The sequence below is a fragment of the Protofrankia sp. CiP1_Cm_nod4 genome (assembly GCF_982290645.1).
This window is the reverse complement of record NZ_CEVIVC010000110.1, coordinates 4,312-16,599: the sequence shown is the minus strand read 5'-3', so window position 1 is coordinate 16,599 and position 12,288 is coordinate 4,312. Positions and strand designations below refer to the sequence as shown.

Here is a 12,288-nt window from a genome sequence, read left to right as displayed (position 1 = left end):
GGCCGGGCGGGCCGGGCGAGAGCGTCCCGGGCCGGGCCACACCATCGACGCCCCGGTCCGTGCCGGCGCCGGCCAGAAAAGCCGGTCGGGGACAGCCCGACAAATCACGGCCGCGCCGCCGCCGGCCGACGTGGCGGTGAATTCCCCGTCAATTCCGCGAAAGAACCCGGTGAATCGCGCCGGCCGCCGCCGGCACCTGCCCCGCCACCCGCCCGGGCCCGCGTCCGGCCGATCGCGCCGCGCGATTCCTGGTAACCTGCTCACCGGCGTCAACCATAAAAAGGCGACCACGGCGACGGGAACGGGAACGGGAACGGGGAGATTTCAGGATGCCAACCGCCGACACCGCCGGTGACGTACCCGTCGATATCGACATCCCCCGCCCGCCGGGGGAGTTCCCGGCCGGCGAGCATCCCGGCGAGGCGGTCGAGGTCCCCTGGTCGGCGGTGCCGGACTACCGCTGTTTCGGCTGCTCGCCACACAACGAGCAGGGCCTGCAGCTACGGATCCGGACTCATCCGGAGGGGGTACAGGCCCGCTTCCGCTTCGGGCGGGCCCACGAGTCGTACCCGGGGGTTGTGCACGGCGGCCTGACCGGGGTGGTCTGCGACGAGGTCATGGGCAACCTGATCGTGCTGCGGACCGGTCTGACGGCGTTCACCACCACCATGAAGGTGCGCTACCTCCTGCCGCTGCTCGTCGGGACGGCCTACGACTGCGTGGCCCGGATCCGCACCGAGGACGAGGACAGGCCCGGCCGCCGGCTCGTCCACGCCGGTGCCGAGATCCTCAGCCTGGACGGCGACGCGATGGCCACGGCCACGGCCAGCTACCAGCTGGTCAGCCTCCAGGCGGCGCGCCGGCACCTCGCCCTCGGCGACGCGGACGCCGAACGGCTGCGCGCCGTCATGTCCGAGCGGCAGAACGGGTAGCCTCACAACCGCCCCGGTGGGCGGCTCCCCTCGGGGGCGGCCGGCGAACCCGGCGCGGATGCGGGCGTCCGGCAGTACACTTGCGAAGTTCTTCAATTTCAACAACGGATGCCGGTCAACAACAGGTTCTGGTGCGGTGGACGGGCTTGAAGGGAGTCCGGTGGGGGTACAGGTTCCGCTCTACCAGGCGAAAGCGGAGTTCTTCCGCATGCTGGGGCATCCGGTACGGATTCGGGTGCTCGAGCTGCTGGCGGAGGGGCCGGCTCCGGTGCGCCAGCTGCTGGCGGCCATCGAGGTGGAGCCGTCGAACCTCTCCCAGCAACTGGCGGTGCTACGCAGGTCCGGGATCGTGACGGCGACCCGGGACGGCTCGACGGTGGTGTACGCGCTGGCCGGCGGCGACGTGGCCGAGCTGATGCGGGCCGCGCGGCGGATCCTCACCGAGATGCTGACCGGGCGTGAGGAACTGCTGGCGGAGCTACGCGAGGCCGAGACGAGCTCCGCCCTACCACGGTGATCACTCCTAGCCCGCTCGGGGCCAACCCGGCGTACAGCATCCAGATCCGGGTACCGTCCCGGGCGCTGGCCGCGGTCCAGACGATCATCGCCGACGCGCCGGGAGCCGTCACCTGCCAGGCGGACGAGGCGGGCGCCGGCGAGGTACACCACATCACCCTGGACGCCGACAGCGCGGACACCCTGACCTGGCTGGGCGGCGTCCTGCGCCACCGGCTGGGCGCCGACCTCCTGCACACCGAGGACCTGGTCTTCCTCGCCGCGTCCACCGGCAAGCTCGCCCAGCGGGTCTGTGCGGTCACCACCACCGGCCACGACGTCGCGCTGCTGGACGCCGACGCGGACCGCCGCGTGATCACCCATCTGGCCGAGCACCCCCTGCACACCGACCGCTACACCGGTCGGTCGCGCCGGGTCGCCCTGGTGACCGACGCCAGTGCCGTGCTCGACTTCGAGCCGCTGCGGGCCGAGACCGCCCTGCCCGCGGTGGAGTCCCAGGCGGTCCACCTGCACCGGGCCACCGGCCTCGACGTCTTCCCGCTGCCCATCGCCGCCCACGGCCCGGACGACCTCGCCGCGGCCGTGCGCATGCTCGCCCCCGGTTTCGCCGCCACCATCCTGGTCCACACCCACATCCAGCATGTGCACGCCGCCCGCGCCGCGCTCGACACCGTCCCCCATCTGCTGTTGGACAGCGTCAACGACGGCCTCGCCGTCGCCGCCACCGCCGCGGCCGTCAATGCGTTGCGGCTGCGTTCCATCGACCCGCGCCGGGCCCGGGTCGTCCTGGTGGATCCGGGCCGCGGCGGGGATCTGTCCGGCCTGCTGATCGCCGCCGGTATCGGTGACCTCACCTTCTACGACCCGGTGCCCTACGGCACCGCCCCGCTGCACCAGCTCGCCGACGGCATCGATCTGATCATCGACCTGATCGGGCTGATGGCCCCGCCGCCGGGCGTCCCGCTGCTGCGGACCCGCCCCGAGACCCCGCCACCGCTCGCCGCCGCCACGACCGCTCCCCGCCCGCTGCACGCCCTTCCCGGCCTGCTCACCGCAGCGATCACCACCCAGCGCCGAATCACCCCGGCGGCCCGCCTGGCCGCGGTGGAGGCACTGGCCGCGCACGCCCGGGCCGGGGAGCTGCTGCCGCCGCTGGACCATCCGGACCTCACGCCGGCCGTGGCCGCAGCCGCCGCCCGCGCCCTGACCGGGGCTGGGTAGCCGTAGCCGGCAATCGATCGCTGACTACTCGGCGGCGGCCGCGCCCTCGAAGTAGGTGATGTCCATGGCGGGAGGCTCGTCGGCGGGCGCGGGCTCGTACGTCGCCCCGGCCGCTGGGCGCAGGACGGTGGCCGCGATGAGGACGGCGACGGCCACGAAAACGGCACCGACGCCGAACGCGAGGTGGTAGCCGCCGGTCAGCGCCGCGGCGGTGCTCTCCCCGGCCCCGGCCAGGTGTCCGGTGCGCGACGCCGACAGCGTGGCCAGGATCGCCAGGCCGAGCGCGCCGCCGGCCTGCAACGTCGTGTTGACCAGGCCGGAGACGAGCCCGGAGTCGGCGGGCGTGGCGGCGGACATGGCCAGTGTCGTCAGCGCCGGGAAGGACAGTCCCGCGCCGACGCCGAGCAGCAGCATCGCCGGCAGGACGTCCGTGGCATAGCTGCCGCCCACAGGTGCGCGGGTGACCAGCGCGAGCCCGGCCATGCTGAGGACCAGGCCCGGCACCAGCACGGCACGCTCGCCGAAACGGGCGTTCAGCTGTGTGGAGAAACCGAGGGAGAGCAGCCCGATCCCCAGCGAGACCGGCAGGAACGCCAGGCCTGTCCGTACCGGGTCGTAGCCGAGCACCCGCTGCAGGTACAGCGCGCCGAGAAAGAACATCCCGAACATGCCGGCCACCATCAGGATCTGGATGAGGTTGGCCCCGACGACGTTGCGCGACCGGAAGATACGCAACGGCAGGAGCGGGTTGCTCGCGCTCGCCTGGCGCACGACGAACCCGGCGAGCAGGGCGGCCGCGACGGCGCCGGAACCGAGCGTGCGCGTGGAGGCCCAGCCGTGATCGGCCGCCGCGACAATTGTGTACACACCGAGCATCAGCGCCGCGGTGACGAGAAACGCGCCCGCGATGTCGGCTCCCGCGCGCAGCCCGATCCCGCGCTCGGCCTGGAGCAGGCGTGCGGCCAGCACGGCGGTCACGATCCCGAGGGGGATGTTGACGAAGAAGATCCAGTGCCAGCTGAGGGCCTGGGTGAGGGCACCGCCGGCGAGCAGGCCGATCGAGGCGCCGGCGGACGCGACGAAGCTGTAGACGCCGATCGCCCTGGCCTGCTCCCGTGGCTGCGGGAACATCGTAACGATCATGCCCAGGATCACGGCGGAGGCCATGGCCCCGCCGACGCCCTGGACGAACCGTGCGATGATCAGCATCTCCTGGCTGCCAGCCACGCCGCACAGCAGGGACGCCGCGGTGAACACGCTCAGCCCGGCCATGAAGACGCGCTTACGGCCGATCAGGTCGCCGAGCCGGCCGGCGAGGAGCAACAGGCCGGCAAAGGCGATCAGATAAGCGTTGACGACCCAGGCCAGGCCCGACTGGGAGAAGCCGAGGTCGTTCTGGATGGCGGGCAACGCCACGTTCACGATCGCCCCATCCAGAATGATCATCAGCATCCCGACGCAGAGGACGACGAGCGCCGGCCAGCGGGAGTCGCCGGTTCGGGTGGCCGATGCGACACGCCCGGTCATGCGGTCGCCTGCGACAGGCCCGGTCATGTGGTCGCCTCCTGGCGGCTCGGGGACTTGGGATGGCTCGGGAGCCGAACCGGTTGCGGCGCGGAAGAAGCATGATCGCGCCGCCGGGGCCGGCTGGGCTCACGAGCGCCAGATGCGACCGTACCAGATAGTTTTGTTCGGGAAGATTTCTTTCAGAACTAATGGAGCCGGGGCTCGCGCCGCCGTACCGGCCGCTCACACTGCACCGGCGTGGACAGCCGGCCCTGGACGAGCCGCACCAGCCCGTCGACGAAGGCGTCGCGCTCAGGGGCCGGGAGCGCCGCGAGCACGTCGTCGCAGATGCGCGTCACGATCTCGTGGGCCCGGGCGGCCGTTCGCCTGCCTTCCTCGGTGACCCAGACGATCCGGGCCCGGCGGTCCGTGCTCGACGGCCGTCGCTGCACGAGCCCCGCCTTCTCGAGCTCGTCGAGCGTCACCACCATCGTGGTCTTGTCGAGGGCGCACAGCTCGGCAACCTGGCCCTGGGTCAGGTCGCACGACATCGCACTGGACAGGACGTAATGGCCACGCGGTGAGATGCCGAGCTCGGTGAGGCCGGCCGCCAGCTCCGTGGTCAGCGCGTGGCTTGCCTGCGACAGGAGGAAGGCGAGGTCCGCGACAGACGCCGCCCGCGCGCTGGTGGCCATGGAGCAAGCGTAGCAATATACATCCAGAACAAGATCTTTTTTTGTTGGGACGGCCGGCCGTACCGGCATCGCGGCACCCTCACGCCGAGGCCCGCGGCCCCCTCGCGTCGATCGGCGCCCGCCCTCGGCCCACGCGGCACAGCTGTGATGTCTGTGATGTCTGTGACGTCCTGTCATCGGGCAGGTACCGGCAAGGAGTCCCAGACCTGGGTGAGCCGTCTGAGGGTGGTGGCACCCGTTGCCGGCAGGAGGTCGGTGACGCCGTCCGCCCGCAGCCCGTTGGCGGGGACGAACGGGGCGCCCTCGGCCCCCAGGCCCGAGCGGAACGCCTGGCTGACCAGCCACGTCTGTGAGTCCGGCTCACGCAGGAAACGCAACAGGCCCGCGGCGGCCGCGCGCCGCCCCGCCGCGGTGCCCGCCGGATGCAGCAGCAGGTACGGATGGTCGGACACGGGTGTCCCGTCCGCGGGGTAGACGGCGGTCAGCGGGACCGCCGGCTGGCCCTGGTTGTACCGCCAGACCTCCTGTTCGTTCATGACGAACACCGCCCCGGAGCCCGCCTGCGCCTGGCCGGCCCGGGAGCGCAGCTTCCGCAGCAGGCCCACCACCGACGGCTGGTCCACCGCGGTGGCGGGCAGATAGTCCTCCTGGCCGAGGCCGCGGGCGGCGCCCGTCCAGGCGATGAGCGCCTGGAGCGCGGGGGTGGAGCGGGCCGGGTCGGCCATCTCCAGGCGCACCGGCCCCCACCCGGGATGTCCGAGGGCGGCCCAGCCCTGCTCCGCGCTCAGCGCGCGCAGGATGTCGGCCCAGGTGGGTGGGCGTTCCGCCCAGTGCAGGGCGTTGGCCATGGGGGCGGGCAACGCGAGGACCAGCGGCGAATAGGCCAGCGGCGGCCCGGTACGCGCGGTGACGGCACCGGCCTCGCCGCCCGGCCGGGCGGCGCCGAGCAGGCGTGGCCACAGCGAGCTGTCGGGAATCCACACGTCCGGACGCGGCCCGTACCGTGCGCTGTCCCACCCGCCGTTGAGAGCCTCGACCACGGTCGCCGGCTCCCGCGCCTGGACCCGGATGGCCGTGCATCCCCGGCCCGGGCCGTCGGTGTAGCGGCTGGCCAGGGCGGAGACGGCGTCGACGATGTCGGGGGCGGCGACCACGAGAAGCTGCTCCGCCGGGCACGCCGTGCCCATACCGGCCGGCCCCGGCCGCAGGCCGCCCACCAGCAGTGCGCTCAGGGCCGCCAGCGCGGTGACCAGCGGGACGGCCAATATCCGATACGAAAGACGATCGGCCCACTGATGGGCGTGCTGATGAGCGTGACGGGCCCGGCCGGGATGGATCCCATGGGTGATCCCAGGCGTACGGATCTCACGGGTACGGATCCCACGGGTACGGTGAGCGGGCCGGACACGGTGGGATGATGGGCGCCGCATGCCGCGAACAATAACGAAAACGCCGGCCGCCCCCGCGCCGGCCGGCGGCGTCCCAACCGCCCTTCAGCCATGTTCACCTTCAATTAGCCGGCCGTCCACACGGAGCACGATGCCACGTTTCCGGGCCACTGCGACCATCCGCATTCGCGTATTCCAGATGCGAGAGAATGCGGATCGGGGGATGGAGGTGGCCACGGCGCGACGCGTTCCGCCACGGCGAGCGGCGGCCGCCCGGCTGCTCGTCCCGCTCGTCACCGTGTTCTGCCTGGCCCTGACGGCCTGCCTGGCTCTGACGGCCTGTACGGCGGACGGGCCGGACCGGGCCACCGGGGCCAGCCCGGATCCGCAGTGCGCCGCGGGGAAGCTGGTCGGCGCGGGCGCCACCTTCCAGCAGAACCTGCAGGCCCGGTGGATCAGCGACTTCACCACCCGCTGCCACGACGCCCAGGTGACGTACGATCCCGTCGGATCGGGTGTGGGTATTCAACGCTTCATAGCCGGCAACGTGGCTTTCGCCGGTTCCGACGCCGTTCTGACAGAACGGGAACAACAGGACGCCAACAAACGCTGTACCCAGTCGATCACGACCACGACGCACAAACCATCCGCAACAGCCGGACCAGCCCTGGCCGCCGAACCGTCCGGTCCGGCCCCGGCAGGCCGGGCACTGCACATCCCCGTCGCCGGCGGCGCTCTCGTGTTCGTCTACAACCTGCCGGGTGCGTACTCCCTGCGGCTGTCGCCGGCGACGGTCGCAGGAATCTTCCAGGGCGAGATAACCACCTGGAACGACCCGCGAATAGCGGCGGAGAATCCCGGCGGCGCACTGCCCGCCCTGCCAGTGCGTCCCGTCCACCGCCAGGACTCCTCCGGATCGACCGACATCTTCTCCCGGTATCTCAGCGCGACGGTGGGAGCGTCCTGGCGCCTCGGGACCGGCAAGGAGCTGTCCTGGCCGGACAGCTCCCTCGCCGCCAGGGGCTCGGAGGCGGTGACAGCCGGCGTCATGTACAGGCCGGGCGGCATCGCCTACGTGGAGCTGTCCTTCGCCGCCGAGCAGGGGCTGCCGACGGCGGCGCTGCGGACCACGTCCGGCACGTACGTCTCGGCCAACGGCACCAGCGTCGCCGCGGCGCTGAGCCAGGCCGCCGCGGCACCGGGACAGTCCGCCGCGGCACCGGGACAGTCCGGCCGCGAGGACCTGCGGCTCCCGATCGACTACACGCCGGACGACCCGCTCGCCTACCCGGCGTCCGCGGTCACGTACACGATCGTCTGCGCGCGGGGGAACGACAACGTCGAGCTCCTGCGCTACTACCTCGCCTACGCCCTTGCCCAGGGGCAGCTGAGCACCCGGACGATCGGCTACGCCCCCCTGCCCGGCCCGGTCGTCTCCGTGGCCCGCCGGCTCACGGCCTCCCTCGGCTGACCGGGACAGCCGGAGCTGCCGGGACAGCCGGGGCTGCCGTCACGGCGCTCACCCCGGGCGGGGCCTCACCGGCATCCCCCGGGGATTTTCGCCCACCGGCCGGGGTCGGCGCCGCCGAGCCAGCGGTCGATGTCGGCGCGCCACCAGACCCGGGTGCCACCCCAGGTCGCGGTACGGTTCACCACCGCGGCCGGGGCGGGCGCGCGCGGATCGGTCCGGAGCCGGTGGTCGACGGCCTGACGGGTCACGCCCAGCGCGGCTGCGATATCGGACGAGCCCACGAGCTGCGGTGAATCGCACACGGAAACGGACGATAACCCCCGGACGGCCCCGGCGACAGAGCCCGGAAGGTGAACCAAGGACCACAGCCGGCCCACGGGAGCGTCAGACCGGGGCGTCCCAGAGGCCGCCCCAGCTCGGCAGGCCCGTGTCGAACGAGCGCAGCGGCTGCTCGGCCCAGATGGTCTTGCCTCTGGACGTGTACCTGGCGCCCCACCGCTGGGTGAACTGCGCCACCAGGAACAGCCCCCGGCCGCCCTCGTCAGTGGTGCGGGAGTGCCGCAGGCGCGGCGAGGTGCTGCTGCCGTCGGAGACCTCACAGATCAGCGTGCGGTCGCGGATGAGGCGCAGCCGGATCGGTTCGGTGGCGTACCGGATCGCGTTCGTGACCAGCTCGCTGACGACGAGCTCGATGGTGAGCACCTCCTCGCCGCACCCCCACGCGACCAGCTGCCGGGCCGCGTGGGCGCGGGCGAGCGCCACCACGGCCGGGTCCGCGGGAAGGTCCCAGGAGGCGACCCGTTCCGCCCGCAGGGCGTGGGTGCGCGCGAGCAGGAAGGCGACGTCGTCCTCGGGCCGGTCGGGCAGCAGCTCCTTGATCACCCTGTCCCGGATCTCCTCCAGCGGGCGGTCCGCCCCGTCCAGCGCCGCGCGCAGCTGCTCCAGCCCGGCGTCGACGTCGCTGCCCCGGCCCTCGACCAGCCCGTCGGTGTACAGGGCCAGCAGGCTGCCCTCCCCCAGCTCCAGCTCGGTGGACTCGAACGGCAGGCCACCGAGGCCCAGCGGCGGGCCCACCGGCAGGTCGAGGAAGTCCACCGTCCCGCCGGGGCTGACGAGGGCGGGCGGGGGGTGGCCGGCCCGCGCCAGCGTGCAGCGCCGGCTGACCGGGTCGTACACCGCGAAGATGCAGGTGGCCCCCAGCACTGCGGTGCTGGCGCTGCCCGCGGCGTTCTCCTCCTCGTCGGCGAGCCGGATGACCAGGTCGTCCAGGTGTGCCAGCAGCTCGTCGGGGGGAAGATCGAGACCGGCCAGGGTGTGCACGGCGGTGCGCAGCCGCCCCATGGTCGCCGCCGCGTGCAGCCCATGGCCCACGACGTCCCCGACGACCAGGCCCACCCGGGCGCTCGACAGCGGGATCACGTCGAACCAGTCCCCGCCCACGCCCGCGCTCTCGTCCGCGGGCCGGTAGTGCGACGCCACCTCCACGGCGGTCTGGCCGGGCAGGCTGCGCGGCAGCAGGCTGCGCTGCAGGGTCAGGGCCGCGGCGTGCTCCCGGGTGTACCGGCGGGCGTTGTCGACCCACACCGCGGCCCGGGAGGCGAACTCCTGCGCGATCAGCAGGTCGTCCTCGTCGAACGGATCCGTGCGCACCCGCCGGACGAACGTGGCCACCCCCATGATGACGCCACGGGTCCGGATCGGAACCACCATCAGCGACCGGATGCCGAACCGGCGGATCTTCGCCCACCGGGGCCGGTCCTGCGCGATCCACGGATTCGTCGCGACGTCCAGCACCGGTTCCAGCACGGGCCGGCCGTCGGTCAGGCAGCGGGCGGCGGGAAACGACGGCTGGACGACGTCCCCGGTCCGCGCGACCGACTCCGGGCACCCGGGGAGCACCGAGCGCTGCCCCGCCCGCCGGATCCGGGATGTGCCGGTGACGGGCTGCGCCGGTTCCTCACCCCGCAGGACCGACTCCAGCAGGTCGACGACGACGAAGTCGGCCAGGCGCGGCACCGCCACGTCCGCCAGGTCCTGGGTGATGCGCATGACGTCGAGGCTGCTGCCGATCCGCGCGCTGGCGTCGTTGAGCAGGGCCAGCCGCTGCTGCGCCCGCCAGCGGTCGGTGACGTCGACGACGATGTAGCACACCCCCAGGACCCGCCCGGCCGAGTCGTCCAGCCGGAAGAAGGAGGTGGAGTAGGCGTGCTCCCGGTGGGGGTCGGCGACCGTCCGGCCGCGGTACTCGAAATTCATGATCGGCACTCCGGTCCGGAGCACCTCGCGCATCCGTTCCTCGATCCGCTCGGCGGGCAGGCCCGGCAGCAGCTCGCTCAGCCGCCGGCCGAGACGGGCGTTGCGCGGTACACCGCCGGAACGCGCCAGCGCGTCGTTCAGCCACCTGTACCGCAGCTCCTCGTCCAGCAGGGCCATGCCGATCGGCGACTGGGCGAGCATGCCGCCCAGCATCAGCTGGTCCACCATCCACCAGGGCATCTGCGCGTCGTCGGAGGCGAGCACGAGCCAGCTCGAGCCGTCGTCCGGGCCGAGCATCGGGCAGACCCGGGCGTAGAGGTCCATGCGGTGGCCGTCCGCGTGCACGACGGGCAGCCGTCCTCCCCAGCCGCTGTCGGCCTGGCACCGCCCGGCCCCGGCGCTTACCGCCGTGCCGTCCGCCGACCGGTGCAGCAGCGCGGTGGCCGCACGGCCGAGCACGTCCGCGGCGGCATGACCGAGCATCCGCTCGGCGGCCCGGCTCCACCAGACCACGGTGCCCCGCCGGTCGAGGACCGCGCTGGCCACCGGCAGCGGCCCGAACGGGTCGCCCCCGACAGCGGCATCCGTCGTCTCGGGTGCTCCGGATACGTCCATCGCCGGATGTCCTACCCAGGCCGCCCCGCCTTATCTGCTCCCGCTGTGCGGGATAGTAGGTCATGACACCGGGAATGCCGGGGGGACGGCGGACGGCCGGCCTTCCGGCCGATGCTCGTGCCCCCTTGCCCGCTCTCCGTACTCTGTTGGACGCTGCCTTCTGATGCCTCCGCTCGCCGAGCTGGCCGAACGCCTGCCCGATCTGATGGTTCGTGACCAGCGCCGCCTGCAACGCCGTGTCGACGGCGCGCGCAGGATACGCGACCCCCAGGCCCGCGCGGCGGTGGCCGCCGAGATCGCCGCCGACGTCGAGGCGGCGGCGCTGCGCGTGCAACGGCGGCTGGCGGCCGTGCCGCGGATCACCTATCCCCCGGACCTGCCGGTCAGCCAGCGCAGGGACGACATCCGCGCCGCGATCCGCGACCACCAGGTGGTGGTCCTCGCCGGCGAGACCGGCTCCGGCAAGACGACGCAGCTGCCGAAGATCTGCCTGGAGCTCGGCCGGGGGGTGCGCGGGCTGATCGGTCACACCCAGCCGCGGCGCCTGGCCGCCCGCGCCGTGGCCGAACGCGTCACCGAGGAGCTCGACGGCCCGGACGCCCGGCCGGGCGCGACCGTCGGCTACAAGGTGCGGTTCACCGACGAGGTCGGCGACAACAGCCTGATCAAGCTGATGACGGACGGCATCCTGCTGGCCGAGATCCAGACCGACCGGCTGCTGTCCCAGTACGACACGTTGATCATCGACGAGGCCCACGAACGCAGCCTCAACATCGACTTCATCCTGGGCTACCTGCGGCAGCTCCTGCCGCGCCGGCCCGACCTGAAGGTCGTCATCACCTCGGCGACGATCGACCCGCGGCGTTTCGCCCGCCACTTCGGGGACGCGCCGGTGATCGAGGTCACCGGCCGCACCTTCCCGGTGGAGGTCCGCTACCGGCCGCTGGTCGTGCCGGCCGGCTTCGACGCCGCCGGTGGCCCCGGCACCGGCCCCGACCCCGGCACCGACGGCGAGAGCGGTGACGGCCCGGCCACGATGATCGAGCGCGACCTGCCGGAAGCGATCACCGCCGCCGTGGACGAGCTGTGCGCGGCCGGGCCCGGCGACATCCTGGTCTTCCTCAGCGGAGAGCGGGAGATCCGGGACACCGCCGACGTCCTGGCGAAGAAGCAGCTGCCGAACACCGAGATCGTGCCGTTGTACGCACGGCTGTCCGCCGCCGAGCAGCACCGGGTGTTCCAGCCCCACACCGGACGCCGGATCGTGCTCGCCACCAACGTCGCGGAGACGTCGCTGACCGTCCCGGGCATCAGGTACGTCGTCGACCCCGGCCTGGCGCGGATCTCCCGCTACAGCAACCGGACGAAGGTGCAGCGGCTGCCGATCGAGGCGGTCTCGCAGGCGTCCGCGAACCAGCGCAAGGGGCGGTGCGGACGGGTCGCCGACGGGATCTGCATCCGGCTGTACTCCGAGGACGACTTCGGCGCGCGCCCGGCGTTCACCGACCCGGAGATCCTGCGTACCAACCTCGCCTCGGTCATCCTGCAGATGACCGCGCTGGGGCTGGGTGACATGGCGGACTTCCCCTTCATCGACCCGCCCGACTCGCGCAGCATCTCCGACGGCGTGCTCCTGCTACGGGAGCTCGGCGCCGTCGAGCCGGCCGGCACGCCGAAGCAGCCGGACA

General features: G+C 72.8%; 10 protein-coding genes. 5 read left to right on the top strand and 5 right to left on the bottom strand.

Annotated elements, in window-relative coordinates; all coding sequences use genetic code 11:
- The first annotated feature begins 329 nt into the window (after positions 1-329).
- From AC5LSR_RS18120 to AC5LSR_RS18110, 3 genes are all read left to right on the top strand, one after another.
- Entirely contained in the window at positions 330-932 is a 603-nt protein-coding gene (locus tag AC5LSR_RS18120) for a PaaI family thioesterase (protein WP_250283414.1), read from the top strand.
- Positions 933-1,092: 160 nt separating this feature from the next.
- The gene (locus tag AC5LSR_RS18115) at positions 1,093-1,449 is read left to right on the top strand and encodes an ArsR/SmtB family transcription factor (RefSeq protein ID WP_250292304.1); all 357 of its coding nucleotides are present in this window, start codon (positions 1,093-1,095) and stop codon (positions 1,447-1,449) included.
- The gene (locus AC5LSR_RS18110; RefSeq protein WP_445548514.1) at positions 1,449-2,669 is read left to right on the top strand and encodes a malic enzyme-like protein; all 1,221 of its coding nucleotides are present in this window, start codon (positions 1,449-1,451) and stop codon (positions 2,667-2,669) included. Before AC5LSR_RS18115 ends, AC5LSR_RS18110 begins: the two co-directional genes overlap by 1 nt.
- 24 nt (positions 2,670-2,693) lie before the next feature.
- Here AC5LSR_RS18110 and AC5LSR_RS18105 read toward each other — a convergent pair whose 3' ends face one another.
- From AC5LSR_RS18105 to AC5LSR_RS18095, 3 genes are all read right to left on the bottom strand, one after another.
- Positions 2,694-4,196, bottom strand: a complete 1,503-nt coding sequence (locus tag AC5LSR_RS18105; RefSeq protein WP_250292307.1) for a DHA2 family efflux MFS transporter permease subunit — start codon at positions 4,194-4,196, stop codon at positions 2,694-2,696.
- A gap of 185 nt (positions 4,197-4,381) precedes the next feature.
- On the bottom strand, positions 4,382-4,870 hold the full coding sequence (locus tag AC5LSR_RS18100) for a MarR family winged helix-turn-helix transcriptional regulator (protein WP_250283421.1): 489 nt from the start codon (positions 4,868-4,870) through the stop codon (positions 4,382-4,384).
- 173 nt (positions 4,871-5,043) lie between these two features.
- Positions 5,044-6,135: a substrate-binding domain-containing protein gene (locus AC5LSR_RS18095; protein ID WP_250292309.1), complete on the bottom strand. Its 1,092-nt coding sequence runs from the start codon at positions 6,133-6,135 to the stop codon at positions 5,044-5,046.
- Between the two features lie 346 nt (positions 6,136-6,481).
- On the opposite strand from AC5LSR_RS18095, the gene AC5LSR_RS18090 reads away from it, so the two are divergent.
- Positions 6,482-7,729, top strand: coding sequence for a phosphate ABC transporter substrate-binding protein PstS (locus tag AC5LSR_RS18090; RefSeq protein WP_250283424.1), 1,248 nt, complete (start codon positions 6,482-6,484; stop codon positions 7,727-7,729).
- Between the two features lie 65 nt (positions 7,730-7,794).
- Here AC5LSR_RS18090 and AC5LSR_RS18085 read toward each other — a convergent pair whose 3' ends face one another.
- Together AC5LSR_RS18085 and AC5LSR_RS18080 are read right to left on the bottom strand one after the other, a co-directional pair.
- Positions 7,795-8,010: a hypothetical protein gene (locus AC5LSR_RS18085; protein WP_445548513.1), complete on the bottom strand. Its 216-nt coding sequence runs from the start codon at positions 8,008-8,010 to the stop codon at positions 7,795-7,797.
- Between the two features lie 103 nt (positions 8,011-8,113).
- Positions 8,114-10,600 carry a SpoIIE family protein phosphatase gene (locus AC5LSR_RS18080; RefSeq protein WP_250292310.1) on the bottom strand — a complete coding sequence of 829 codons (2,487 nt, stop codon included), beginning with the start codon at positions 10,598-10,600 and terminating at the stop codon, positions 8,114-8,116.
- A gap of 163 nt (positions 10,601-10,763) precedes the next feature.
- Here AC5LSR_RS18080 and hrpA point away from each other — a divergent pair.
- The coding region (hrpA, locus tag AC5LSR_RS18075) for an ATP-dependent RNA helicase HrpA (RefSeq protein ID WP_493468711.1) at positions 10,764-12,288 on the top strand (1,525 nt) is incomplete at its 3' end.